Here is a 26,411-nt window from a genome sequence, read left to right as displayed (position 1 = left end):
GTTTGCGGAATTACACTGATTTTTGCAGGACAGAATCCGGCGGTTGCCTCGGCGTTCCGGCTGGATTTTGCATCCAAACCTGCCAAAAAGTCCATCAGTGACCACCACGCTATGATCAAACTTGATCCAACCAGAACTTACCCGCACGAAACGGAATCGCGCACCATCGTCCGTTTTCAGGATTGTGATCCGTTGCAGCACCTCAACAACGCGAAGTATTTCGACTACTATTTCAACGCACGCGAAGACCAGGTTGCTACCCAGTATAACTTCAGCCCGGCGCAGTTGTTTCGTGAATACAAGACGAGTTGGGTGGTTTATCAGCACCAGATTGCTTACGTCCGTCCGGCCATGGTCAATGAATGGCTTAGGATCGTATCCCGCATCATCTACGTCAGCGACGATACGATTGTCACGGAGTATTACATGACCGACGATTCCGGCCGACAGTTGAAGAATGTATTGTGGATGACCTCAAAATACGTCAGTGTTGTTACGGGCCGTCGAATCCCCCACGATCCCGACGTCATGGCGTTCCTCGCGGCCATTTGCGTGCGCGACATTGATTTCCACAACCTGAATTTCAACGACCGAATCCGGCAGATCAAGGAAGAACTGGTGCAGGAAAAAATGGAAGGAGAGAGCGGAGGTGATTAGGGGTAATTCCGGATGATGACGACTTTATCATTCGCGCCATCCGGCACGGCTAGCCGACCGTTTATAACGGTTTCCGATTTCAGTTTCTGTCCCGTTACCACATCCATCCACTCCGCCCGGTAGGAACCCTTTTTCAAATTCAGGTTTAGGTCATGCGATTTTACGGCCATTGGTTCGTAATACAGAACCCACTCTGTTTTTCCGTTGCCCAGCACCTGCGTCAGCGCGCCCGGGGCCGAAGCCACCAGACCAGGATCGGGTTTGTAGGTCACAAAATCCAGCTTTTCAAAAAAGTTCTTCATTGTTTTGAATTGCGACCGCAAGGCCGGACTGCCTCCACCGGGGGCTTTGTACGATGTATCCTGACCGGTTTCGGCACCAACGGAATACGAATAATCCAGATGATTGAATAAACCGCCCCCGGCCATCAAAAACCGCCAGGCCTGCCGACGGTACGTGGCATCTTCACGACCGGCAAAACCGGTTTCATTAAACCCGATCACACGGTTCAAATGATAATTTTCCGTGACGGCTTCGGGAAGGGCGTAATGAAATGTAAAAATCGAAATGTTGGGATCGGCGTCGGCAATCGGATAATGGAAATTGCTGATATCCTGAGAAATCAGATGCCGGTTTGGAAGTCGGCTTTCTTCGTCTTTAATCCAGCGGGCCACCTGCCGGTGCCAGTCGTTCGAGCGTTGCGAAACCACCTGCAGGGTTGAACGCCAGTCTTTTTCGGGGCCGTATTCGTTGCGTTTCAGCACAATGTCCGTCTGATCGGCCCAAGGTTCGTTCTGAATCTCAAAGTAGAAATTATCGAAACCATTCAATTCCCGGACAATTTTCCTGACATATTTTTCCTGATGCGCCAGCAAATTTCCGTTCTCCAGCGTATTGACGAGACGGGACGATAGACTGTCGGTTTTATTAATATTGTTTTTGGGATTCAGCGCACTGTATTTCCAGCCATCGCCATAATGCGCCGAAAACAGATTGATCTCCACAATCACCCCCTGCTGCCGGGCGTGGGTCATAAAGTCCTTCAACCGATCGAAATAAGCCCCATCCCACTGGCTGAGGTCAAACTTGTTTCCGCCCAGCGTGTAGCCAGATTCGCTACTCCGTCGCCACGGCAAAATCAACCGGCCTTCGGCGGCTGCCAGTGTGTTTTTCTGAATGCCAAAATCGCCCAGTTTTTCAATGTATGCCCCCGTAAAAAGCCGGGTGGTGTTCATGCCATCGGCGGCTGTGGCCTGCAAATACCGGGCGTAATCGAAGTCGAGGTTGATCACCGAACCGTAATGCTCTCCCGACCCGACCATCAAAATGGGCTTGTTTCGGTATTGAAAATAATGCGGATTCTGCGGATGCAACCGAAAGGTTCCGGAGGTTTGCGCCCAACTCCATGCGGCAGAACACACCAGGAACCCTGTCCAAAAAAAACCGGGTTTTCTAGTCAGTTTCCACATAATTCATGTCCTTTTTGAAGGTTTCCTCCATAAAGTACAGCGCAATGAACGCCAGCGTTGCCGTCAACAACCCGACACCGAGTGCACTATTCAGCGTTCCGACCTGGCCTTTTCCGTAAACAAACAGCGACGTTAACGGAATCACCGCTCCCCGCACAAAGTTGGGAACCGTCGTGGCCACCGTAGCCCGCAGGTTGGTTCCGAAAAGCTCGGCAGCAATGGTCACGAACAGCGCCCAATAGCCGTTGGCAACGCCCAGGAAAACACAAACGAGGTAGAAAACCGAAAGGTCTTTCATGGGCGCCAGCAGATAAATCAGCACGAAAATCAGCGAAAGGGCGATGAAACTGCCGATGACTTTTTTGCGGCTTTTGAAATACTGACTCAGCAATCCGCTGGCAATGTCGCCAAAAACCTGACCGGTAAACGTCAACATGACGGCTTTCCCGGCTACGACCGGTTCGGTCAATCCCATAGCCTGGCCAAATTCCGGGGAAAACGTCACCAGAATCCCGACAACAAACCAGATGGGCAAACCGACCAGAATGCACTGAATATACTTCAGAAACCGCTCCCGGTTGTTGAACAGCATCATCAAATCACCGCGCTTCACCTGACGCTCTTTCACCACTTCAAAAATCTTGGATTCAAACACGTTCATTCGCAGCACCAGCAGCATCAAACCGAGACCGCCCCCCACAAAATACGAGATCCGCCAGGCAAACAAATCGGCCACGAAATAGGCCATAATGGCTCCCAGAACGCCCATGGTGGCCACAATCGTGGTTCCATACCCGCGAATCTGCTTCGGCAACACTTCGGTTACCAGCGTGACACCAGCACCCAACTCGCCGGCCAGACCGACCCCGGCCACAAACCGCAGCGCGGCATACATCGGCAGACTATCGACAAATCCATTGGCGATGTTCGCCAGCGAATAAATCAGAATCGACCCGAAGAGCACGGAAAGCCGCCCCCGTTTGTCGCCCAGAATGCCCCAGAAAACACCGCCCAGCAGCATCCCGGCCATTTGCCAGTTTAACAACATGATGCCGTCGGGAAGCAGGCGGTCGTCAGGTACACCAATGGCTTTCAGGCTCGGAACCCGCACGACGCTAAATAGAAACAGGTCGTACATGTCCACCAGATAACCCAGCGCGGCCACCAGCACCGGAATTTGAAGCAATTGTTTACTCAGGCTTTGTTGGGGTTTCGGTTGCTCAATCATTTTTTTCGGTTTCAGTTTTATCGTTTACGGTATTCGGTTTTCAGTTTACGGTGGCTGACGCGTGCTTATAAATGCGACAGCCCACCGTAAACCGTAAACCGAATACCGTAAACCGTAAATTATACTTGCTTCGGTAGCGCGTACGGTGCGCGGTATTGACGACTTAGGTGCGAATTGGCTTCCGAGTCGCCGATGAATTCTTCTTTCTTCGGATCAAATTTCAGGGTGCGACCCAGGCGATAGGCAATGTTACCGATGTGAGCCAGTCCCGACGCCAGGTGGGCGGTTTCGACCGGGCCGTTCAGCTTCGATTTGTCCCGCGCCCGAACCGCTTCGATGAAGTTCAGGTAGTGGTCGCCCCCGGCATGACCCGCCGGTCCGGGCGTCCGTTCTTTGCCCAGAAACGTTTTGTAATCGTTGTAGCCATTGATGACCATATAGCCTTTGTCGCCGTAAAAGAGGTTGCCTACTTCCACGCCGTCTTCCCGGTTGGTCATCCACGGCCGCACTTCGAACTGGATTACTTTGCCCTGCGAGGGATAATTATAGGTGGATGTCAGCAATTCCGGCGTTTCCTTGCAGTCTTTCCAGAGGTATTTGCCGCCCGCCGACGTTACCTCTTCAGGAAAACCGACGTCCAGCCCCCACATGGCCAAATCCGTTTCGTGGATGCCCTGGTTGCCAATGTCGCCATTGCCGTAGTCCCAGAACCAGTGCCAGTTGTAGTGAACGTAGTTTTTGGAGAACTCGCGCGCTTTGGCCGGTCCCTGCCACAAATCCCAGTTCAAACCCGCCGGAACAGCGCTGGGCCCCTGGTTGCCAATGTCGGGACGCCATTTGTAGACCAATCCGCGGGCCATGTACACTTTCCCGATCAACCCGTCACGGAGGTGTTTGATGGCTTCCTGAATGGCGGTCGAGCTACGCAATTGCACCCCGTGCTGCACAATCCGGTTGTATTTGGCCGCAGCTTCCACCAGTTTTTTGCCTTCGCGCAGGTTGTGCGTACCCGGTTTTTCGACGTACACATCTTTTCCGGCCTGACACGCCCAAATGGCCGCTAGTGCGTGCCAGTGGTTGGGTGTGGCAATGCTGACGGCGTCGATGTTTTTGTCGTCATACACTTTCCGCAAATCCTGTTCGGTTTTTACCTTTCGGGCATACTTAGTCTCAAATTCAGCCGCGCGCTGGGCTGAAACCACGTTATCGACGTCGCAGAGCGTGACGACCTCGACGTTCGGCAGTTTGGAAAAATTGGCAATGTGGTCTTTTCCGCGTCCGTTGACGCCGATGACGGCCACGCGGATGCGGTCGTTGGCACCAAAGGCGTGGGCCGGAATCAGGGTAGGCAACCCCATCACGGCCAGGGAGCCGGTGGCTGCGGTTTTGAGGAAAGTCCTCCGGGAATCGGATTGGTTTTTCATGATTTAAGCGGTTTAGGAAAATGAGTTATTTCGCAGAGTTGAGCGGAGTAAAAAGGAGTTAAGCAGAGAAAGAGAGAAAAATCTCCGCTTAACTCCCTTTTGCTCCGCTCAACTCTGCGTAACAACTCTTTTTTCTAAAGTCTAGGCAACGTCAGCCCCCCGTCGACCATGATGACTTGCCCGGTTGAATACGGAAAGTCGCCACGGGCTAAAGCTGCCACGGCCCGGCCCACATCGTCTGGAAATCCCCAGCGTTTCTGGACCGTCAGCCCTTCCTCAATCAGTTTGTCGTATTTCCCGACGACTCCCGCCGTCATGTCGGTACGGATGATGCCGGGACGTACTTCAAAAACCGGGATGTCGTATTCACCCAGTCGGGCAGCAAACAATTGCGTGGCCATGCTGAGTCCGGCTTTGGCAATGCAATATTCTCCCCGGTTCACGGAAATAACCGTCGATGAGATCGAGGAAATGGTTAGGATACACCCCGTAAAGTCCGTTTGATCAGCCTTTTGCGCTATCATCCAGTTGGCCACTGCCTGGGTCAGAAAGTAGGCCCCCTGCAAATTGGTCGACAACACGTATTCGAAACTTTCCTCGGTTGCCTCCAGAATGTCCCGGCGTTCTTTTGGCGCAACCCCTGCGTTGTTTACTAATACGTTCAACCGACCAAAACGGGCCTTGATTTGTTCCAGCATGCGGGCGCGGTCTTCTTTTGACGCAATATCACCCTGGCAATACATCACTTCGGCCCCCAGGGTCTGAAGTCCAGCCAGGGCATCCCCAACCGCTTCTTCGGGCCGTACGCCGTTGATGGCCAGATCGAAACCGGCTTTCGCCAGGTGTTCCGCAATCCCGTATCCGATTCCCCGGCTTCCCCCGGTTACAAATGCTACTTTTTTCATAACTCCGGAACATCGACCCAGCAACGTTTTTCCCAGCTTTCGATGCCTTTTTCGGCCAGTTGAACCCCTTTGGCACCTTCCCGCAAGTCCCACGGAAATGGCTCGTCCTTCACGACGTGTTTCAAAAACAACTCCCACTGCACTTTAAAAGCATTTTCGGCCACTTCCTGCTCTGGCACTTTGGCCCAGCCTTCAAAAAACTTGATGGGCTGCTCGATGTCGGGATTCCAGACCGGTTTGGGGGTGTTGCCGTAATGCTGAATGTAACACTCCCGCAAACCCGCCACCGCCGAGCCCTTGGTACCATCCACATGCAAGGTCAGCAGATCATCGCGACGAACGCGGGTGGTCCACGAAGAGTTGAACTGAGCGATCACTCCACCTTCTAGTTCAAAGGTCGCATAAGCGGCATCATCAGCCGTTGCGGTATACGGTTTGCCCTGCTCGTCGATGCGCTCCGGAATGTGGGTGGCACCCAGACAAGATACAGCTTTTACTTTACCAAACACCTGATCAAGCACATAGCGCCAGTGGCACAGCATATCGACAATGATCCCGCCATCGTCTTCCTTGCGGTAATTCCACGAGGGCCGTTGCGCCGGAATGGAGTGTCCTTCAAATACCCAATAGCCGAATTCGCCCCGAACCGACAGAATTTTTCCGAAGAAATCGTTCTGCATCAGGCGTTTCAGCTTCAATAAACCGGGTAACCACAGTTTGTCCTGCACAACGCCGTTTTTCAGCCCGGCGGCTTTGCAGAGTTCATACAGTTCAAGGGCCACTTCGGTGCTGACGGCGGTCGGTTTTTCACAGTAAACGTGTTTACCGGCAGCTACGGCTTTGCGAACGCCCTCCGCCCGGCGCCCGGTCGTCTGGGCGTCGAAATAAATGATGTTATGAGGATCGGCCAGTGCTTCGTCGACGTTGGTCGTCATTTTCTGCACCCCCGACTGCTGGCACAATTTCTCCAGTTTATTGACATCACGACCTACCAGAATGGGGTCCGGCATGATGACCTCGTCCGGTCCAACCTTCACGCCCCCCTGTTTGATGATGGCGACAATGGAACGCATCAGGTGCTGATTGGTACCCATCCGGCCGGTTACGCCGTTCATGATAATACCGACTTTGTGTTCTTTCACTTTTCAATAAATGGCTAAAAGATGGTTGAATGGTTATGCCCCTAAATCCCCTAAAGGGGACTTTATGCATCTTGGTAATTCTGGGTCCAAGTCCCCTTTAGGGGATTTAGGGGTAATTATTTTACGAATGATACAAGTACCCGTGTTTGATTTTTTCCAGGAATTCCGCCTGATCTTCCGCCCAATACCGGTTTGAGAAGATCTCGACTTCGTTGAACCCCGAAAAACCGGCGGCTTCGACCCACGACCGAATCTGGCGGATGTTGATGCAACCTTCGCCCATCAGTCCGCGGTCGTTGAGCAGATCGAGGGTCGGGGTTTTCCAGTCACAGATATGGAAAGCATACAAATGTCCGTTTTTACCGCATCGGGCAATTTCCTGTTCCAGATCGGGGTCCCACCACAAATGGTAGACATCGATAGCGATGCCCACATAGGAAGAATTTAGCTCCTCGGCCATATCATTGGCCTGACCTAAGGTGTTGACAGCCGAGCGGTTATCGGCATACATCGGATGTAAAGGTTCAATCGCCAACCGAACGCCGTTGGCTTCGGCATGGGGCAGCAGCGCGGCAATACCGTCCCGAATTTGTTTGCGGGATTCCGTCAGGGACTGACCCGGTGCGGCACCACACACCAGCACGACATGGGGCGCGCCCAGTTCGGCGGCTTCGTCGATGGCCCGGCGGTTATCATCCAGGGCGATCTGACGACCAGCGGCTTCGAGGTGCGGAAAGAACCCCCCCCGGCAGAGTGACACTACCGACAGGTTATGATCCCGCAGCAATTGGCTGGTTTCCCGAATGTTGCGGTTGGCCAGCGCATCCCGCCAGACCGAAATTCCGCCAATGCCCGAGCGGGAATAGTGTTTTGCGGCTTCCTCGATGGCCCAAGGACGGGTGGTGATGGTGTGAATGCACAGCTTTGAAAAATCCCGGAATGCCGGTTCCCCAGACGATGACTCCGCTAGTGGTGTTGTGCTCATCACAGGGCTCCAAAAAAGGTGTAATACGGTTCGTTATTGACCACGCGTTGCAGGTATAAGGCAACCTCACGGGCGTGGTAATCCCCCCACATGCTTGACTCGCCGTAGGGAATTTTGCTCCCCGCCGGAACATGATCCCAGCCGTTGGGCCGGTGGTAGATCGAATGCAGAATCAGTCCCTGGTGGTTGGGGTCCTTGCTAAGATACGGTTCTTTAAAAAGCGAATCTAACACTGTTAAGCCCGCCTGCCAGTAGCGTGAGCCGTTTTCGGTTTCGCCCCGTTCGGTCAGGTAGTGGCCCAGACGAAGCAATCCCTGCGCCCCGATGGCGGCTGCCGAACTGTCTATCGGTTCAAAATCATTGTAAGGATCGGAGGGCCGGTCGAGGTAATTGCCCAGTTGCGACAAACCGGGGGCGCCGGTATCCCAGTATGGAATGCCGTCGATCGGTGTGTGTTCGATGTAAAAGTCGCAGGTAGCGCGGGCGGCTTTGAGCAGATACGCTTCCACTACCTGCCGTCCACCGAACGGTTCCAGATCAACGTCTTCGAGGGTGGTCAGGTATTCCAGTTGTTCGGCAAAGCCGCACATGGCCCACGCCAGGCCGCGCGTCCAGGTCGTAAAACCGGTGTAGCCCTGCTGGGAGTTGGGGCAACGGAAATTGCCGTCTTTGGTATTGAACACGCTTTCGTGCGCGGTGCGACCCCACAGGTCGTAGATGTCGCGTCCTTCGCCATAAAAAACCGAGTACTCGGCCGTTGCTTTCATGTGCTCCAACCCCCGCTCGAGCAGATTGATTTTTACATCGCCTTCCCCCTGAAAAACGTGACCGAGGCTGTGGCTCAACACAACCGCCCGGCAGGAACGGATCGTATCGACAAAAAGCGAATGCGGCCCGTTGAAGGAGTGAATAAATCCGCCGGTTTTGACGGTTGTCCAGCGGCTGGCCTGCACGGCTCCCGAAATTTTGAGGGCCAGTTCATAAAAATTCTTTTCCCACTCGTCAAATTCCACTTTGCCTTCCCGCATCAGCCGCAGCAGGTTGCCGTAGGTACTCACGTTGTTGAAACCGTGGTCGTGAACACCGATGTGGCTGATGTGGGGGGCCATGACGCCGAGCGTTTTTTGCCGCCCCGTTTCCAGAAAATGCGGGTCGCCGGTGGCGTCGAACTGGAGGATGGAGGAGCCAAACTGGAAGCCCTGCGTCCACTCGGTCCAGCCGCGGGTGGTGTAGTGTCCCTGCACCGTAAAAACCGGTGACCCTTTGGCGGTATCGTAATGGGAGTCGATCAGGTTGATTTTTTGGGCGGATAAATCCCAGAACTGCTTGAGTCGGGGGGTGAAGTCAGCCGGTTGAAGGCCGTAGTTGATTTGAATCATTGGTCGATACTGGAAACGGAAGGAAATCCATTGAACTACCGGTAAAAGACAGGATGGGGCTGGAATTACCGGTTTGAGTGGAAATAAGTTAAAACAAGGCCCCTAAAAAAATAGACCGACGGCTGTGGGGTCTACTTTTTCAGGGGCCTTATGGTGACTGGTCCGCTTACGCTTTCTACTCTTCCTGTTTTTTCGGAGCGGTTTTCGATTTCGCCGACTTGGCTGATTTCACGGTTTTTGCTTTGGGAGCACTGTTCGTTTTAATATGAATTACGGTTCCTTTTGTCGTTGACCAAGTGGAGACGTCATCCCCTTCTGCCGGTGCGGGCGGAACAGGCGGCTCCGGAGCAGATGGTGGGGGAGCCATCGCTGCCGGTGGAATGGGGGGGACTGGGGCCATCGCTGCTGCTGGCAGATCGGGTGCGTCAGCGGCAGCCGGTGGAACCGGTGGATTGGGCGCTTTCGGCATGTCTTCCGGACGGTTATAGCGTTTCCCGTTGTACCAATACTGCCCTTTTACACCAGCCGGTTTGGGCATCCGGGCAGGACGGGGGGGCGCAGCGGGAACCGGCGCAATGGCTGGCACTGAATCCAGGCGGTGCGCTCTTTCCTGCAACCGGAGCACTTCAACGGCATGTAAACTCGCTTTTTCGGCCATGCCCGCTATTTTCGCCGAAAAAGTCCCCATTGAATCGGTGAAGAGCCGCAACTGCCCATCAGTCAATGACTGGAGCTTCGCCATCTGCTGGTTTACTTTTTCCATTTCCTGATCGGTCAGTTGCTCCAGTTTGGTTTGCAGTTCTATTTGCTTCTCAAGCTGAAGCATGGGCAGGTGGATCTTTTCCATTTCGCGCTCCAGCCGCTCCACCTGTTCCAGATGGTGATCGAGTTCTGTTTTCAGCCGGATGCGCATCACAGGGTCAACCGCATCCGTATCGACTGAAAGGGAAAGTGGTTCCGGTTTTTCAACGACCTTGATGCTGATTTCTTCCGGAACCGACCGCTGGATATTTGTGTCTGAATGCCAGGTATTGATCGTCATGGCGTCGCCATACTCACGGCTGGCATTCGCCGGACGATCGACCTGCTGGCCCGTTACCAAACCGGCGAGCAACACCAGACAACCCGCTGCCAGCAGCCCGTTCGGTTTGGACGACGGTTGTTCACTCACGCCAATGACCCGTTTTACGCGCTGAACAAAGGATTGCCTACGAGCACCAAAGGCCATTGCCAGCGTGGGTGTAACCCGCAGCGCCTGCCGTAGTTCTTCCATGTGCACCAGCGCCTGAGCCAGACTAGCCCGTTCTCCCCGTAACTGAATGGCCACATCGTCGCAGCAATGCTCCCGCTCTTCCCGAACTCGGGCCGAAAGCCACCAGATGGCGGGGTGAAAAAACAAAACAATCTCGACCGCCGACTGCACCAGATTGACCAGATAATCATACCGCCGGATGTGCGCCAGTTCGTGGGCCAGCACGGCTTCGACCTGCCGGGGAGACAAACCAGCGAGCAAACCGATGGGGATTAGAATCACGGGTTTCAGCCAGCCAATGGTCATCGGCACGCTTATTTCCGCCGACTCCACCAGCCGGACAGCATTCGTGATGCCAAGCTGATCGGCGACCTTCTGCACATACCTTTGCCAGGCTTCCGGTGCCGGACTGCAATTCCTCCGCGTCAATCGCTGAACGAAAACCCAGCCCCCGAACAACCGTATAATCAGCAAAACCGTGCCGCAAAGCCAGACTGTCACGAGCAGGGACAGATGCGGATGGAGCCAGCCCATCAATTGACCCGACCAATCGCTGGTGAAGGACAAGTCCCGAACGATGGCGGTTTGCCGGTCGCCCTGGATCGACAGGGTGGTTCGGACCGGTTCATAACCCAGCCAGAACGTTGCCACAAAAGCCAGAAGTTGCAGGGACAGCGTTCCGATGCCGATGCCATAGCGCACCGACGCCGGGCGGTTTTGGGTCAGTCGCAACGCCAGAGCGGCCGCAGCCACAAGCAGGGTTGCCTGCCAGAGCGTATGCACCAAAGCCCAGCCCAGCGCATTCGTAAAGGGTTCTGAAAATACGTTAAAGGCGTTCATCGGGTTCGTTGTTTTCGGGGTTCAATTGGTTGATCAGTTTTTGCAATTCTTCGAGTTCCCGGGGCGTTGCCTTGCTGTTGCCCAACGCCTGCATCACGAGTTTCATGGCCGAACCCCGGAAAGCCGTGTCGACAAACCGGTCGAGCAAATGCTGCTGCGTTTCTTCTTCCCCGATCAGGGCCTGATAGACGTGGTAACGGCCTTCTTCGGTGCGGCTCAGAAGTCCTTTTTCGTGCATGATCTGCATCAGTTTCAGGGTCGTGGTATACCCAATGTCGCGCGTTTGGCTGAGCTGTTCGTTCACCTGCCGCACGGTGCTGGGACCTTTCGCCCAAAGCACCTGCAAGATTTCCAGTTCAGATTCGGTTGGTTTCATGGTTTTTTGTTAACGCAAATTATGAGATTATTGACCCCGGAGGGGTCCGATGTTAATAGCAAATGGGTGTTTTAAGCGCTTCAGGCGTGCCGGAGGTACGCAATTAAGCCTATATCGCGTACCTCCGGCACGCCTGAAGCGCTTAAAATACCCATTTGCTATTAACATTACGTGCCGCTGGCACTTAAACAACTGGTAGGAATGGGCATCATCTCATAGTTGGCGTTAATTTAAACTCTGATTACCTCTGATGCCCTCCGATCAACCGCAGGGCGGCCCCGTCTGTGTAAGCGCATCGTTACCGCAGCGGCAACCGGAAATAATCCTGGCCCATCTGAATCGTAAAACCGGATTTCTGGTACAGATGCAGGGCCGCTTCGTTGCCGGAGTCTACTTCGATTAGAATTGTTTCGGCCATGGACTCCTGCAGAATGTCCAAAATACGGAACAAGATGGTTTTGCCGATTCCCCGCCCCTGAAACGCCGGGCAAACGCCCAGTCCAATAATCCAGGCGTCGTTCTGCACAAAATTAATCGCCACCATGCCGATCGGCTTTCCGTCCAGCGTGGCAATATACTGCGTGAGATGGGGCGTTGTGATGGTGGTTTCCAGGAGCTTACGGGCTTCGTCGAGGGTGCCCCCAAAAATCGTCTGACTCAATTTCGACAACGGTTCCAGGTCTGCCATGCCAGCTTTGACGAGGTGGATTGCCGGTGTGGAAACCGGGAGTGCCAGCGACGGCAGCGGTTCCCAGCGCAGTTGGTATTCGGTATTGGAATAGGTGGCTCCCAACTGGCGGGCAAAAGCCTGCCCCGATTCGGAAGCGCGTTCCGTAATCAATAAGAGGTGCTCATAGCCGTAGTTTCGGGCTGCTTCCGCAGCCACTTCGAGCAGGGTCGAAAAGCACCCTTTCCGCCGGGCTTTGGGCAGCGTATAGCCGCAAAATTCAACCACGCTGGTTGTTGGAGCAAAAGCCGATAAAAGGCCAATCAACACGTCATTTTTGTAGAGTAAAAACCAGTGGCACATCGACTGGAAATAATTCATGGATTTATCCCAGTGAATGTGGCCCATCAACCCATCATCGGCCTTGCATTTTAGTTCGAGAGCCTGAGCGGCCAGGTACTGTTCCTGATTTAATTCGGTCAGTGAAAGGATCTTCATGCTGCAAACTTACGGTAAAAACAGAAAAGCCGGACTCTCCCCATGCAACCTTAAACACTTTTTGACACTCTATAGCATACATACATCAACTCCGGCTCGATGGAGCCAGTTCCACTGTCCATTCCGGGACAAAAAGTGTCCACTATTGGACGCGTAGTCTTCAACCTAGACGCGAATACCGTGATTTTGATCGATTAAGCATACTTTAGTAGGTTTGGCAACAGATTTGTTCTGCAAACATTGAAATAATACTTTGCCTTTTTATCTCCTGTAAACAACAAATGCACAAATCATGAAAACCCTCCTCCAAAAAACAGTCTGCAGATGCCAGAATTGGCTGGTTGTAAGTCTCTTCCTGTACGGTTTAACGGCGAAAGCGCAGTCCGATTATTATGCCAGAACCGACTCGGCCAGGGGATATTGGAAAATTCAGACCGACTACACGACCCAACAGACCAGGATCCGTTTTTTTAACCGCTGGCACGAACCGATTTATGAAGAATCGCTGTCGAACCGGTATGTAAAACTGACGAACCGGAACATCCGCTTGTTCGACACGATGCTGGAGCGGCTGTCGACCAACCAGTTGCTGTCGGCCGAAGTCAAAAGCCATGAGTTGGTGGCCACCAGCGGCAGTGAGCCTTACCACGTTGTGTCGACGCCGTTGTCAACTCCGGTTTCTACATCTTATATATTGGCATCCCCTAAAGAAACCCTGGATGCCAATCCGTTGCGCTCCGATGTTGCCATCAGCAGTACCGGTAAACTGAAAATACATGTTGCCAATCTTCGGCAAGAACCCATGCTGGTGTTGTTACTGGATGATCAGGGGCGGTATGTATTCAAAGAAAAATCGATTTCATCAACCTACAACCGAACGCTAAATCTGACCCGTTTGCCGGAAGGGAAGTTCCGGTTCGAGGTAGAAGGAACACAAAAGCGGTACACCTACCGGTTAATTATTCAAGCCAATCCGCAGTCGTATCAGCTTCGGGCCATTCCCTGAGGGCGCGCCGAAAGCTTGGTAAGGCTCAACAGGCTTTCCGTCCCGCTTTTCCACGCTTTCGTCACTTGCATTGAGCGGTTTGCCGACAATTTTGCTGCTTTGTATCCAGAAATCACCCGCCCGCAAAACCGTACAAAACCGGACAGGATTTGTACGGTTTCGGACAGTGCGATTTTCGAAAAATGCCCTCCATTGATTCATAATGCCATTTCTGATTCTGGTAAGAGATTTGTTTTACAAAGTTTGAAATAATATTAACCAAATTAACAACCTGTAAACAACACGCACAATTCTCATGAAAACCGTTCAAGAAAAAACCGCCTACCGGTTCAAAACTCTCCTGATCCTGCTTCTTCTATTCAGTACGCTAGTCGGTAACGCCCAATCGGATTATCGCTCCGGCCCGGAGGTGACCAAAGGATACTGGAAAATTCAGACCGACTACGGCACCCGCAACACCGTCATCCGGTTTTTCAACGCCCGGCAGGAGCCCGTGTATCAGGAAACGCTGCGGGGTCAGTATGTCAAACTGACCAAACGCAACATTCGCCTGTTCGACGAAATGCTGGATCGGGTGGTCAACAATCACCTGCTGGCATCGCAGGTGCGATCATCGGAGTTGCTGGCTTCCAATCAGCCCGGGTTTTCAAAAACCTCCCAGGTATATGCCTACGAAGAAACTCCGCCGTCGGTTGTTCCGGAATTCAATGCGAAATTTCTGGTCAATCCGCTGGTGAATTCGTACGGCAAACTCCGCATCAACTATGCTAATCCCGACCGGAAGCAGGTCATCATTGAACTGACCGACGAGTCGACCAACCTGATTCATTACCGCGAACTGAACCGGCAGGCGGGTTACAACCGGTATTTTGATGTCACGCACCTGACAAGCGGGAAATACCGTCTTCAGGTCAAAGGAGCCGGTGAAACGATAAACTACTGGCTGACCATCGACAAACCGTATCAGCGCTACGAGCTGAAAGCGGAGAAGTAGAGCGGGTTACGGTTTTCAGTTTACGGGTTACGGTTTTCGGTTTACGGTTGCTGGCGCACGCTGGCTGACGCGGTCTTCCACCGAAAACTGCAAACCGTATACCGAAAACCATATACCGAAAACCGAAAACTGCAAACCGTAAACTGAAAACCGAAAACCTGTTCGGGTTCGGACACCCGGAGTGTACGAATTCGGACAGGTTTGTTTCTGGAAACTGCTTAAACGACCTGATTAGGCCGTTTTTTGTTTCTGGCAGCAGATTTGTTCTACAGAAGTTAATTATATCTCTTTTCCATGAGACGATCTTATTTAGGCGAGTTTGAGGAGGTGGTGTTGCTGACGGTAGCGGTTCTGGGAACCGGTGCCTACGGCGTGGCCATCACTGACGAACTGGACCGGCAAACGGGCCGGGCCGTCAGCATCAGCGCCGTTCACGCGGCTTTGCACCGGCTGGAGGAAAAAGGCATGTTGAAATCACACCTCGGCGAGGCAACCGCCGAACGGGGTGGGCGACGCAAACGCCTGTTTTCGGTCACGGTGTTAGGGAGCCGGACGCTGCACGACATTCGCGCCGTCCGCGACCAGCTTTGGGATTCGATTTCTCCGCAGGGGCTGCCGGCAGTGAGTTTATAAGAAGAAATGAACAAATAATAATGAATATAGAACGCCGAATAACGAATGTCGAAAGGTTGGCCGATTCCTTCATTATTCGGTATTCAATATTCATTATTCGATATTCCAGCCATCATGAAACCCCAAAAACCGCCACAATGGGCCAGCCGACTTCTGGCCTGGTTTTGCGCTCCGCACCTGCTCGAAGAAATCCAGGGGGATTTGCACGAGCGGTTTGTTCGTAGGGCCAGGCTGTTCGGGGAGCGGGATGCCCGCTGGCAGTATGCGTGGGAAGTGCTGAAGTTTATGCAACCCCAATTTTTGAAAAGGAAACCGGATTATTCTCCAAAACCGCAAACGATTGCCATGCTACGCAACTATTTTACGATTGCCTACCGGACCATTCTTCAGCAGAAAAGTTACGCTTTCATCAACGTGATGGGGCTGGCCCTGGGGTTGTCGGCCTGCATTGTCATTTTTCTGGTCGTTCGGAATGAACTGACCTACGATGCGTTTAACCGGAAAGCCGACCGGACTTACCGCGTAACGGTTCATGGTTTAGACTACAATCCGAGCGTTTCATTTGCCATTGCGCCAACTTTTCGCACTGATTTCCCGGAAATGGAGCAGGTTTCCCAATATTATTACCGGGGAGAAGGCCAGACTCAGGTTGGCAACGAACGGTATCTGGAAGAAAGTTATGCCTACGCCGACCAAAATTTTCCGCAGGTCTTCGATTTTAACTGGCTGGCCGGAAACCCCCAAACGGCCTTACAGGAGCCGAATACGGTCGTTTTGACGGAAACCATTGCCCGAAAATATTTTGGTGATCAGGACGCGCTTGGTAAAACCATCCGACTGGATAACGAGCATGATCTGCGCGTAACCGGCGTCATGAAAGATCTGCCGTCGAACACGCACCTGGTTTTTAATTTTCTGGTCTCGTGGGAAACCGTTCGGAAACAGTTTAATACAACCAATTTCTGGTCGATTAATGGAGGCTACCTCTATGTGGTGTTACCGGAGAAGTTACAGGCTGAGCGGGTGGAAGCCCGATTGCCCGCTTTTGTTCAGAAAAACTGGGGAGATCAATTGGTTCGCGATAAGGGAGAGCTGATTTTGCAACCGTTGCGGGAAATTCATTTCGATAAACGCTACCTGACCCAGATTACCATGCCGCGCTCCAAAGAAACCATCTACGGTCTGGCGGGTGTCGCATTGGTCATTATCCTGACGGCCTGCATCAATTTTGTCAATCTGGCGACGGCCCAGGCCGTTCGGCGGTCGAAGGAAGTGGGCATCCGGAAAGCCCTCGGTGCCTTCCGGCGGCAACTGGTGGGTCAGGTGCTGGGTGAAACGACCCTGCTGGTGGGTTTGGCAACGGTTCTGGCACTAGGGGCGGTTTGGGCCTTTCTGCCCCTCACCAAGCCGCTGTTGAACATTCGAATCGACGCCAGCCAACTGATTGAACCCCAGGTGATAGTGGTTGTTTTTGGAGTTGTTCTGTCAACGATTCTGCTGGCGGGTTTGTATCCGGCCTTCGTTCAGTCCGGTTTTCAGCCCATCAAAGCCCTGAAAGCCCGGTCTACAGAAGCATCCTTTGGCGGAATGACCGTCCGCAAAGGCCTGGTCATCCTGCAATTTGCCATCACCCAGGTGATGATTATCGGGACACTGGTGGTGGCCAGCCAGATGGATTTTTTCCAGAATCAGGACATGGGTTTTGAAAAAGAGGCCATTGTATCCTTCGGTACGGGTGAGAAAGCCGATGTTCTCCGGCAGAAATTGCAGGATAATCCCGGCGTTGAGCAAATCAGTTTTGCGTCGGCGGGACCGTCCTATAATTTCAATTTTGCTCCTTTTTCGGCGCCGGAACTCGGGATGTCGGAAAACGATGTGGTCGAGTTTAAAATGGTGGATGAAAACTACATTCCGATGTATCATCTGGCGTTGCTGGCGGGCGAACCGATCATCAAAACGGCGGAGGGTGATACGGCTCGTAGTGTGATTGTCAACCAGACGCTGATTCGCCGGCTGGGAATTCAGAACGAAACCGAGGCCATTGGGAAGCGGTTTCGGCTTGCGGGCGAACCGGCTCTGATTCGGGGGGTAGTCCGGGATTTTCAGAGCGAATCCAAGCATAAAAAAATTCGCGCCTGTGTTCTCACCTACAATTCACGGGCGTTCTGGCAAGTGAGTGTCAAGCTGCGTCCGCAGAATATGCGTGAAACGCTGGCGACGATCGAGAAAGACTGGAGCGAATTGAATCCGGAATCGATATTTCGGTATGAGTTTGTGGATGAACACATTGCAAAACTATACAAGCAGGAGGAAACGATGTACAATGCTTTTCGGCTGTTTGCGGGAATTGCCATCGTCATCGGTGGACTGGGCCTGTTCGGGCTGGTTTCGCTGATGGCCGTTCAACGCACCAAGGAGGTCGGAATTCGGAAAGTACTCGGCGCGTCGGTGGGCAGCATTGTCGTGCTGTTCTCGCGGGAATTTGTGTGGCTAATGCTGATGGCCTTCGTCGTTGCCGCTCCGTTGGCCTGGTACGGGATGGATGCCTGGCTTCAGGAATACGCCTACCACATTCAGATTGGGCCGTCGATTTTCCTGGTTGCGATGCTAGTCACGTTTGTCATTGCCGCGCTAACGGTGAGTTACCAGTCGATCAAAGCGGCTTTGGTGAATCCGGTGAAGAGTTTACAAAGTGAATAAAGAAGAATAATAAATGTAAAATGATAAATACTGAATGTAAAAGTAAACGGACATCCGACCGTGTCACTTTATCATTCAACATTTTTCATTTACTATTTAAAATTAACCGGCATGAAATACTCCCAACCGCCCCGCTGGGCTACCCGGCTGCTGGAAATGGCCTGCGCTCCGCCTTTGCTGGAGGAGATGGAAGGCGATTTGTACGAGCGGTTTTTGCGGAATGCCCGGCTGTTCGGAGCTTCATACGCCAAGCGGCAGTATGTCCGGGAAGTGCTGGGGTTTGTGCGACGGCGACCGGGCCGAACATCGGGGGTAATCCGGAAACAATTCTCAACAGAATCTTCACAAGTGTATTTATTTCAACCGGCTATGATCCGTAACTATTTCAAAACCGCCTGGCGTAATTTGCTGAAAAACCGGTTTTACTCCCTCATCAACATGACCGGTCTGACGGTCGGGCTGGCCGTTGGGATGCTGATTCTGCTGTGGGTGCAGGACGAACTGAGCTTCGACCGGTTTCATACCAAAGCCGACCAGATTTACCGGCTCGAAAACCGGGTGGGAACGGGAAGCAGTCAGCAAATCTGGCGGACGACGGTTGCGCCGATTGCTGAAATGGGAAAGAAGGAACTGCCCGAAATAAAAGATGCCGTTCGCATCACCCAGAGCAATCTCTACAGTCTCTACAAATACAAGGGGAAAACCTTCACCGACGAACAGTCGGCCTTTGTCGATCCTTCCCTGTTTTCAATTTTTGATTTTGGGCTTATCAAAGGAAATCCGGCGAATCCGTTCCCGAACGACCAGTCGATTGTGCTGACGGAAGCCACTGCCCGACGGTATTTTGGCGATGCCGAACCCATCGGAAAAGTGATTACGGCCGACGGAAAAAACCGCTTCACGGTCACCGGCGTAATCCGGAATTTTCCAAAAAACACCACTTTTAACGGAGAACTTGATCTGCTGTTACCGATTTCGCTCTGGTTTAAAACCATCTATGCGGAACGGAAGGATGGCCGAAACCAGGATAACGATTTTCATGAGTTCAATTACGTCACGTTTTTACTGCTCGAACCGGGCGTTTCGACGGAGGCTTTGGCGACCAAATTGCGGAACATTCACCTGCGGAACAAAGCGGATGATACTGATCTGACGTATCTGCTGCAAGCCTTGCCCGACATGCATTTGTACAAGTCGGACGGCAGCGATGGCGGTATCGAAACCGTTCGCATGTTTACCATCATTGCGCTGCTGATTCTGGTCATTGCCTGTATCAATTATGTCAATCTCTCCACCGCCCGTTCCATGCTGCGGTCCAAAGAAGTGAGTATGCGGAAAATCGTGGGCGCGGCAAAAGGGCAGTTGTTTTTGCAGTTTATCATTGAAACCGCCCTGCTTTTCACGCTTTCGGCGCTGCTGGCAATCGGGTTGATGAGCTTGTTGATGCCCTTCTACAACGAGCTTTCGGGTAAACAGCTCGTCATCGACTTAACAGACCTTCGAATGTGGCTGGTGATCGGGTTGACCATTACGGCCACCCTGCTGGTGTCGAGTATCTACCCGGCCCTGTTGCTCTCTTCGTTCGAACCCCTGAAAGCCTTAAAAGGGAAAGTCTCGGCGCGGTTGACCGATGCGGTTTTTCGGAAAATACTGGTCGTCGTTCAGTTCGCGTTCACCGTCATTTTGATTTCCGGGACCTTGATCATCGGCAATCAGTTGGAATACATCCGCTCGAAGGAGTTAGGCTATGATAAAAGTCACGTTTTTTCCCTGCACATGCGCAGTATGTCTTCTCATTATGAGGTCGTTAAAGCCAGCTTGCTGAGCCAGCCGGGTGTGACGGACGTTACCCGTTCCAACGCCCATATTGTATCGCTGAACCAGCAAACCGGGAGCAGCGAATGGGAAGGGAAGGAAGTTGGGGAGACCATGATGGTGAGTCCGATGGCCATTGACAAGGATTTTATACCCTTCTTCAACATAAAACTGGAACAGGGCAAAAATTTTACAGGTGCGGTTTCCGATTCCACGCATTTTATTTTGAACGAAACCGCCGTCAAAGTCGCCCGGCTGAAAGAACCCATCGGCAAGCGGTTTAAACTCTGGAATCGGGAAGGAACGATTATTGGCGTGGTGAAAGATTTTCATTTTGCGTCCCTCAAACAGAAAATCGAACCGGCGATTTTTTATTACAACCCAAAAAATGAAGATCGAATTTACGTCAAAACGACGGGTAAAGAAGCCGCCGGAGCCCTGGCCGCGACCGAGCGTTTGTGGAAGCAATACAATGCCGAGTTTCCCTTCAACTACGCTTTTCTGGACCAAACCTTCGATGACCTCTACAAAACCGAGCAACGCACCGGCACACTCTTCAACGTGTTTGCCACCATTGCCATCGTGATTTCCTGCCTGGGCTTATTCGGTCTGGTTGCCTACACGGCGCAGGTCCGCACCCGTGAGATTGGGGTTCGCAAGGTGCTGGGAGCCACCGTGCCGGGTATCATCGGATTACTGGCCAAAGATTTCGTGAAGCTGGTGTTGATCGCCATCGTTGTGGCGGTTCCGGTAGCCTGGTATGCGATGGACCAATGGCTCGAAGGGTTTGCGTACCGGATCGATATGAACGGGTGGGTGTTTGCCACAGCGGGTTTGCTGGCACTGGCCATCGCCCTGCTGACGGTTAGTTTCCAAAGCATCAAAGCCGCGTTGATGAATCCGGTGAAGTCACTGCGTTCGGAGTGAAAAGTAATACTGAATATCGAATAGCGAATATCGAATAACGAAGTGCGGTTCGGTTTCTTCCATATTCGATATTCAACATTCAGTATTCGATATTCAAACGATATGAAACCGCCTAAATACGCTGATAAACTGTTGCAATTCTTCTGCTCTCCCCATCTTTTTGAGGAGATTCAGGGGGATTTATACGAGCGGTTTTTGCGAAATGCGAAGCTATTTGGAATCGCCTACGCCCGGCGGCAATATGTCCGGGAAGTGCTGAGTTTTCTAAAACCCTTTTTCTTAAAACGACAAGCTAACGAACATCCATCCATCTCTTTCCTGAATCCTGGTATGATTCGCAATTATCTGAAAATCGCCTGGCGGAACATCGCCCACAACAAATCCTTTTCGGCTATTAACATTCTGGGCCTGGCGCTCGGCATGGCATGTAGTCTGCTCATTTTGCTCTGGATTCAGGACGAATTTAGCGTCGATGCCTATCACGCCAATGGCCCGCAGCTTTACAACGTCATGGAACGCCAGTTCTACGACGGTAAGGTGGAAGCAAGCCCGGGAACGCCCGCTTTGCTGGCCGACGAACTGAAAAAAGAATTCCCGGAAATTGCCTACGCGTCCGGCCTTTCCTGGGAGCAGGAACTGACGTTTTCGGTGGGTGAAAAGCTGAACAAGGAAAAAGGGCGCGCTGCCGGTGCCGACTGGTTTAAAATGTACAGTCTTCCCTTGTTAGCCGGAACCGCCGAAACCGCCTTGAACGGGCCGACGAACATTGTCATTTCGCGGCAGCTCGCGGAGAATTATTTTGGTAGCCCACAGGCGGCTATGGGAAAGAGCATTCGGCTCGGTAACAAAGATGATTATCAGGTTAGTGCGGTTTATGAAATGCCAAAAAATAGCTCGGAAACCTACGACTTTGTACTGAGCTGGGCCGATTTTATGCGGCACAATGAATGGATAAAAGACTGGGGTACCAACGCGCTTCAGACCCGCATCCAACTCCGGACCGACCGCAACGGTGTACCGGCTGATCCCGGCCGGCTGGAAGCCAAGATGAAGGCGTTTCTGAAAAAATACAATCCGAAAATGGCTACGAAGGGGTTGGATATCCAGCTTTTTCTGCAACCGTACCCGGAAGCGTATCTCTATTCCAATTTCAAAAACGGCTATCAGGATGGCGGACGCATCGAATACGTCCGGTTGTTTGGCATCGTGGCGGTTTTTATTCTGCTGATTGCCTGCATCAATTTCATGAATCTGGCCACGGCCCGGTCGGTGAAGCGGTCGCGGGAGGTGGGCGTTCGGAAGGTCGTTGGTGCCGGTCGGGGCTGGCTGATCGGGCAGTTCATTGGCGAAGCCCTGGTGCTGACGGCATTGGCCCTGGTGGTGGCCGTGGGCGTGGTCTGGATGCTGCTGCCGGTTTTCAACACACTGATCGAAAAGCACATTACGTTCCAGTTTGCAAACGCGTCGTTTTGGGTAACGTTGCTGGTCATGACACTGGTCACGGCTCTGATCGCGGGCAGTTATCCCGCCCTCTTTTTATCATCACTGAATCCGGTTCGGATCTTGAAAGGAAGCATCCGGTTTGGTTCCGGGGCGCGGCTTTTCCGGCAGAGCCTGGTGGTTTTTCAGTTCGCCCTGTCGATGCTGCTGATCATCGGAACCATCATTGTCTACCGGCAAATCGATTTTATCCAGACCAAAAACCTGGGCTACGACCGGGAGGGGATGATTTATCTCCAGGCTGAAGGGGCGCTGGCCGCCAAATACGAAACGTTCAAGCAGGAACTGCTCCGGATGCCCGGCATCCAGACCGTAACGTTCATGAACGGAACGCCAACCACCAGTTTCGGCACGACGGGCAACGTCCAATGGCCGGGGAAAGACCCCGCGACCAGCATTCAGTTTCAGTTTTCACAAGTCGATTATGATTTCACGAAGACCCTGAAAGTCAAGGTAGCGGGGCGCGATTTTTCACGCGATTTTGCCACCGACTCGGTCAGCTATCTGATCAACAAAACCGCAGCCCGCCGGATTGGCTACCGGGACCCAATTGGAAAACCACTGACTTTGTGGGGCAAACCGGGTTTAATCATTGGGGTGGTGGACGACTTCCACCAGAATTCCCTGCATGTGGCCATCGAACCGTTCATTGCCAAATTAAGTCCGGCCGCCGAGGGAAAAAACATCATCATTCGCACCCAGCCGGGCCAAACGAAGCAGGCCCTGGCGAGTCTGGAAACGATGTGGCAGCAACTGAATCCGACGTTTCCGTTCACCTACCAGTTTGCGGATGAGGCCTTTCAGCGATTGTACCGCAGCGAAACCGTGGTCGGCACGCTGGCCAACTACTTCGCGTTTCTGGCCATTTTTATCTCCTGTTTAGGCTTGTTTGGTTTGGCGGCTTTCATGGCCGAACAGCGTACGAAAGAAATTGGCGTCCGGAAAGTGCTTGGTGCTTCGGTGACCAGCATTGTCAGTCTCCTTTCGCAGGATTTTCTCAAACTCGTGGGCGTTGCCATCGTCCTTTCCTCGCCCGTGGCCTGGTATGCCATGAACCGGTGGTTGCAGGATTATGCCTACAAAGTCGAGATCGAATGGTGGGTTTTTGCGTTGGCGGGCCTGCTGGCGGTCGGTGTTGCGCTGCTGACGGTTAGTTTCCAGAGCATCAAAGCCGCGTTGATGAATCCGGTGAAGTCACTGCGTTCGGAATGAAAAGTAATACTGAATATCGAATGTTGAATAACGAATATCGAAGTGCGGTCCGATTTCTTCGCTATTCGTTATTCAACATTCCTTGTTCGATATTGAAATGAGATGAAGCCGCCTAAATACGCTGATAAATTGTTGCAATTCTTCTGCGCTCCCCACTTGCTGGAGGAGGTGCAGGGCGATTTGTACGAACGCTACGGGCGGGACCTGGCGGAGGTCGGCACTCGAAAAGCCAACCGCCGGTATGTGGCTAATGTATTGAAATTTATTAAGCCTTTTGCGCTGAAACGTCAGAACTCTGCGTATCCGTCACCTTCTTTTCTGCATCCTGTCATGATTCGCAATTACCTCAAAACTTCCTTTCGCAATCTGACCAAAAACCGGGTCAGTGCGCTGATCAACCTCTTCGGGCTGAGCCTGGGTGTCACTGCCTGTCTGGTGATTTACCTGATTACCAACTATGAACTCAGCTACGATACGTTCCACGCCGACCGCGGACGGATTTATCGCCTGATTGGTACCGAGAAATTTGGCCCCAACGCCGAAACCCATCCGGCGGGTTTTGTTCCCAACCCGGTTCCGCTGGCGATTCGGAAGGAAGTTACAGGGCTGGAAACCGTAGCGGCTTTTCACAACATTACTTCGGCAGTGGTGATTCCCAACGGCACAGAAAAACCGAAGCGGTTTGAGGAGGGGAAACACGGTGTAGATAACCAGGAAATTGTGGTCGTTGAACCACAATACTTCACTATTTTCAATTACCAGTGGCTGGCGGGCAATCCGAAAACCGCCCTGACCGAACCGTTTCAACTCGTGTTATCGGAGCAAAAAGCCCGTAAATACTTTGGCGATTTGCCGCTTGAACAAATCCTCGGGAAAGAGGTGATTTATTGGGATTCGGTTCGGGTTAGCGTTGCCGGGATTGTAAAGGGATGGGATAAACCGACCGATTTTACGTTTACGGATTTCATCTCCTTCTCCACCATTCGCAGCAGCCGGATGAGTAAGAGTATCAATCTCGATGACTGGAATGACATCTGGTCGTCGTCGCAGGCTTTTGTAATGCTGCCGGAAGGAACAAAACCGGAGCAACTCACGGCGTCTTTTCAACAGTTTTCCAAAAGGCATTTCCAGAAGGAATTTAAGTTTATACCCGGTTTGCAACCGCTGGCCGATTTGCATTTTAATGCGGATTACGTTGATAATTATTCCCGAAAAGCGCACCTGCCGACGCTCTACGGCATGATGGGCGTTGCGGTTTTTATCCTGCTGATTGCCGCCATCAACTTCGTCAATCTGTCGACGGCCCAATCGGTGCAGCGGGCCAAAGAAATTGGGGTCCGGAAGGTGTTGGGGAGCAGCCGGAAAAGCCTGATTTTTCAGTTTTTGAGCGAAACCACCTTGCTGACACTCACGGCGGTCAGTATGGCACTGGTGTTGGTTGGCCCCATTCTCTCCGCTTTTCAATCCCTCACCCCCAAAGGGCTGACGTTTGAGTTATTCAGTCTGGAAACCCTGCTGTTTTTGTTGTTCGTCACCGTAACGACCTCGCTGCTGGCCGGTTTCTACCCTTCGCTGGTGCTGTCGTCGTACCGTCCGGCCCTGACACTCAAAGGCCTGACGGCCTTGAAGGGCGGTCAGAAAGGATATTTCCGCAAAGGACTGATCGTTTTTCAGTTTACGGTTTCGCTGGTGTTCATCATCGCCACGCTGATCGTTGACCGGCAACTCAGTTACATCCGCAACAAGGAACTGGGCTTCTCGACCGACGCCATCATTTCCATCGATGCGGGCCGGGCGGGCAAAGCCGATGTGCTGGCGCAGCGAATCCGGCCCTTGTCGGGGGTGGAGCGGGTGTCGATGCAGTGGTTTCCGCCGATGGGGATGAGTTACATGATGACCAAAATGAAATACACCGGCAAGCAGGAAATTGAGATGGACGTTTCGGCCAAAGTGGGGGACGAGAATTTTATCCCTTTATACGGTATTCGGTTGCTAGCCGGGCGAAACTACCTGAAAAGCGATTCACTCCGGGAGTTGGTCATCAATGCCACGTTTGCCAAACGGCTGGGTTTTAAAAAACCGGCGGAAGCACTGAACCAGTTTCTGGATTTCAATGGTAAAAAAATCCCGATCGTTGGGGTCGTGGCCGATTTTCATGAGCAGTCGTTTCACGACAAAATTGATGCGACGTTCATCGGTTATTTGCCACAGCAGTCCCGGAATCTGGGCGTCAGACTGACCAGCAACGGCAAAACCATGAACGATGTGAAAGCTACGCTGGCCAGCATCGAAGAACAGTGGAACGCCATTCATCCCGATAAAAAATTCGAATACGAATTCCTGGACGACCGGATTGCGCGGTTGTACGAAAAGGAACAGAAAACCAGTCGGCTGGTCAACACCGCCACGGCCATCGCCATCCTGATTTCCTGCATGGGGTTGTTCGGGCTGGCCACCTTTACGGCCGAGCAGCGTACCAAAGAAATCAGCATCCGGAAAGTGCTGGGGGCTTCGGTGGCCGGTATTGTCGCCCTTCTGTCGAGAGACTTCCTCAAACTGGTGTTCATTGCCCTGCTTCTGGCCGCGCCCGTGGCGTGGTGGGCCATGAACGAATGGCTGAAGGATTTTGCCTACAAAGTGGACATCGAATGGTGGGTCTTCGCCCTGGCCGGACTTCTGGCGGTTTTCATCGCCCTGTTGACGATCAGTTTCCAAAGCATCCGGGCCGCCTTAATGAACCCGGTGAAGTCGTTGCGGAGCGAGTAATTACACGGAAATACCGTACTTTTGCGGTTTCGTCAT

Annotated in this window: 18 protein-coding genes; 8 read left to right on the top strand and 10 right to left on the bottom strand. The window is 52.6% G+C overall.

What is annotated here, in order from left to right:
• Nucleotides 1-111 precede the first annotated feature (111 nt).
• A complete protein-coding gene (locus ACS5NO_RS20080) occupies nt 112-657 on the top strand; it encodes an acyl-CoA thioesterase (protein WP_114408879.1) in 546 nt (181 codons plus the stop codon).
• Here the strand turns inward: ACS5NO_RS20080 and ACS5NO_RS20075 are convergent.
• The 10 genes from ACS5NO_RS20075 to ACS5NO_RS20030 form a co-directional block, all read right to left on the bottom strand.
• Complete coding sequence (locus ACS5NO_RS20075; RefSeq protein ID WP_439416789.1) at nt 654-2,078, bottom strand: hypothetical protein; 1,425 nt, start codon at nt 2,076-2,078, stop codon at nt 654-656. The two genes, ACS5NO_RS20080 and ACS5NO_RS20075, sit on opposite strands and share 4 nt — an antisense overlap.
• Nucleotides 2,079-2,109: 31 nt before the next feature.
• Nucleotides 2,110-3,354, bottom strand: coding sequence for an MFS transporter (locus tag ACS5NO_RS20070; protein ID WP_439416788.1), 1,245 nt, complete (start codon nt 3,352-3,354; stop codon nt 2,110-2,112).
• Between the two features lie 119 nt (nt 3,355-3,473).
• Nucleotides 3,474-4,778 carry a Gfo/Idh/MocA family protein gene (locus tag ACS5NO_RS20065; protein ID WP_439416787.1) on the bottom strand — a complete coding sequence of 435 codons (1,305 nt, stop codon included), beginning with the start codon at nt 4,776-4,778 and terminating at the stop codon, nt 3,474-3,476.
• A gap of 134 nt (nt 4,779-4,912) precedes the next feature.
• The gene (locus tag ACS5NO_RS20060; RefSeq protein WP_439416786.1) at nt 4,913-5,683 is read right to left on the bottom strand and encodes a 3-ketoacyl-ACP reductase; all 771 of its coding nucleotides are present in this window, start codon (nt 5,681-5,683) and stop codon (nt 4,913-4,915) included.
• Entirely contained in the window at nt 5,680-6,825 is a 1,146-nt protein-coding gene (locus ACS5NO_RS20055; protein WP_439416785.1) for a Gfo/Idh/MocA family protein, read from the bottom strand. The genes ACS5NO_RS20060 and ACS5NO_RS20055 overlap by 4 nt, the downstream gene beginning before the upstream one ends.
• Before the next feature lie 121 nt (nt 6,826-6,946).
• The gene (locus ACS5NO_RS20050) at nt 6,947-7,810 is read right to left on the bottom strand and encodes a sugar phosphate isomerase/epimerase family protein (RefSeq protein ID WP_439416784.1); all 864 of its coding nucleotides are present in this window, start codon (nt 7,808-7,810) and stop codon (nt 6,947-6,949) included.
• On the bottom strand, nt 7,810-9,189 hold the full coding sequence (locus ACS5NO_RS20045; protein ID WP_439416783.1) for a glycosyl hydrolase: 1,380 nt from the start codon (nt 9,187-9,189) through the stop codon (nt 7,810-7,812). Before ACS5NO_RS20045 ends, ACS5NO_RS20050 begins: the two co-directional genes overlap by 1 nt.
• Before the next feature lie 175 nt (nt 9,190-9,364).
• Complete coding sequence (locus tag ACS5NO_RS20040; protein WP_439416782.1) at nt 9,365-11,281, bottom strand: M56 family metallopeptidase; 1,917 nt, start codon at nt 11,279-11,281, stop codon at nt 9,365-9,367.
• Complete coding sequence (locus ACS5NO_RS20035) at nt 11,268-11,657, bottom strand: BlaI/MecI/CopY family transcriptional regulator (RefSeq protein WP_439416781.1); 390 nt, start codon at nt 11,655-11,657, stop codon at nt 11,268-11,270. Before ACS5NO_RS20035 ends, ACS5NO_RS20040 begins: the two co-directional genes overlap by 14 nt.
• A gap of 298 nt (nt 11,658-11,955) precedes the next feature.
• Nucleotides 11,956-12,822: a GNAT family N-acetyltransferase gene (locus ACS5NO_RS20030; protein WP_439416780.1), complete on the bottom strand. Its 867-nt coding sequence runs from the start codon at nt 12,820-12,822 to the stop codon at nt 11,956-11,958.
• A 292-nt stretch (nt 12,823-13,114) separates the two neighbouring features.
• Between ACS5NO_RS20030 and ACS5NO_RS20025 the strand changes: the two genes are divergently transcribed.
• The 7 genes from ACS5NO_RS20025 to ACS5NO_RS19995 all read left to right on the top strand — a co-directional run bounded on the left by ACS5NO_RS20025 (nt 13,115) and on the right by ACS5NO_RS19995 (nt 26,375).
• Nucleotides 13,115-13,828 (top strand): T9SS type A sorting domain-containing protein, encoded by a 714-nt coding sequence (locus ACS5NO_RS20025; protein WP_439416779.1) that lies wholly within the window; start codon nt 13,115-13,117, stop codon nt 13,826-13,828.
• Nucleotides 13,829-14,123: 295 nt separating this feature from the next.
• Entirely contained in the window at nt 14,124-14,822 is a 699-nt protein-coding gene (locus ACS5NO_RS20020) for a hypothetical protein (RefSeq protein WP_439416778.1), read from the top strand.
• Nucleotides 14,823-15,116: 294 nt separating this feature from the next.
• Nucleotides 15,117-15,455, top strand: coding sequence for a PadR family transcriptional regulator (locus tag ACS5NO_RS20015; protein ID WP_114407927.1), 339 nt, complete (start codon nt 15,117-15,119; stop codon nt 15,453-15,455).
• Nucleotides 15,456-15,569: 114 nt separating this feature from the next.
• Nucleotides 15,570-18,155, top strand: a complete 2,586-nt coding sequence (locus tag ACS5NO_RS20010) for an ABC transporter permease (protein WP_439416777.1) — start codon at nt 15,570-15,572, stop codon at nt 18,153-18,155.
• A gap of 111 nt (nt 18,156-18,266) precedes the next feature.
• Complete coding sequence (locus ACS5NO_RS20005) at nt 18,267-20,897, top strand: ABC transporter permease (RefSeq protein WP_439416776.1); 2,631 nt, start codon at nt 18,267-18,269, stop codon at nt 20,895-20,897.
• Nucleotides 20,898-20,999: 102 nt separating this feature from the next.
• Complete coding sequence (locus tag ACS5NO_RS20000; RefSeq protein WP_439416775.1) at nt 21,000-23,609, top strand: ABC transporter permease; 2,610 nt, start codon at nt 21,000-21,002, stop codon at nt 23,607-23,609.
• Nucleotides 23,610-23,711: 102 nt separating this feature from the next.
• The gene (locus ACS5NO_RS19995; RefSeq protein WP_439416774.1) at nt 23,712-26,375 is read left to right on the top strand and encodes an ABC transporter permease; all 2,664 of its coding nucleotides are present in this window, start codon (nt 23,712-23,714) and stop codon (nt 26,373-26,375) included.
• The last annotated feature ends 36 nt before the right edge of the window (nt 26,376-26,411 follow it).

The sequence above is a fragment of the Larkinella fluvii genome (genome assembly GCF_051857545.1).
Taxonomy (GTDB): Bacteria; Bacteroidota; Bacteroidia; order Cytophagales; family Spirosomataceae; genus Larkinella.
The sequence above is the reverse complement of the archived record's forward strand: the minus strand, read 5'-3'. Positions and strand labels throughout refer to the sequence as shown.

Coding starts and splice junctions, on each gene's coding strand:
- ACS5NO_RS20030 (WP_439416780.1), bottom strand. CDS start 12,822: ATGAAGATCCTTTCACTGACCGAATTAAATCAGGAACAGTACCTGGCC.
- ACS5NO_RS20020 (WP_439416778.1), top strand. CDS start 14,124: ATGAAAACCGTTCAAGAAAAAACCGCCTACCGGTTCAAAACTCTCCTG.
- ACS5NO_RS20070 (WP_439416788.1), bottom strand. CDS start 3,354: ATGATTGAGCAACCGAAACCCCAACAAAGCCTGAGTAAACAATTGCTT.
- ACS5NO_RS20050 (WP_439416784.1), bottom strand. CDS start 7,810: ATGAGCACAACACCACTAGCGGAGTCATCGTCTGGGGAACCGGCATTC.
- ACS5NO_RS19995 (WP_439416774.1), top strand. CDS start 23,712: ATGAAGCCGCCTAAATACGCTGATAAATTGTTGCAATTCTTCTGCGCT.
- ACS5NO_RS20035 (WP_439416781.1), bottom strand. CDS start 11,657: ATGAAACCAACCGAATCTGAACTGGAAATCTTGCAGGTGCTTTGGGCG.
- ACS5NO_RS20000 (WP_439416775.1), top strand. CDS start 21,000: ATGAAACCGCCTAAATACGCTGATAAACTGTTGCAATTCTTCTGCTCT.
- ACS5NO_RS20045 (WP_439416783.1), bottom strand. CDS start 9,189: ATGATTCAAATCAACTACGGCCTTCAACCGGCTGACTTCACCCCCCGA.
- ACS5NO_RS20025 (WP_439416779.1), top strand. CDS start 13,115: ATGAAAACCCTCCTCCAAAAAACAGTCTGCAGATGCCAGAATTGGCTG.
- ACS5NO_RS20040 (WP_439416782.1), bottom strand. CDS start 11,281: ATGAACGCCTTTAACGTATTTTCAGAACCCTTTACGAATGCGCTGGGC.
- ACS5NO_RS20060 (WP_439416786.1), bottom strand. CDS start 5,683: ATGAAAAAAGTAGCATTTGTAACCGGGGGAAGCCGGGGAATCGGATAC.
- ACS5NO_RS20015 (WP_114407927.1), top strand. CDS start 15,117: ATGAGACGATCTTATTTAGGCGAGTTTGAGGAGGTGGTGTTGCTGACG.
- ACS5NO_RS20080 (WP_114408879.1), top strand. CDS start 112: ATGATCAAACTTGATCCAACCAGAACTTACCCGCACGAAACGGAATCG.
- ACS5NO_RS20005 (WP_439416776.1), top strand. CDS start 18,267: ATGAAATACTCCCAACCGCCCCGCTGGGCTACCCGGCTGCTGGAAATG.
- ACS5NO_RS20065 (WP_439416787.1), bottom strand. CDS start 4,778: ATGAAAAACCAATCCGATTCCCGGAGGACTTTCCTCAAAACCGCAGCC.
- ACS5NO_RS20010 (WP_439416777.1), top strand. CDS start 15,570: ATGAAACCCCAAAAACCGCCACAATGGGCCAGCCGACTTCTGGCCTGG.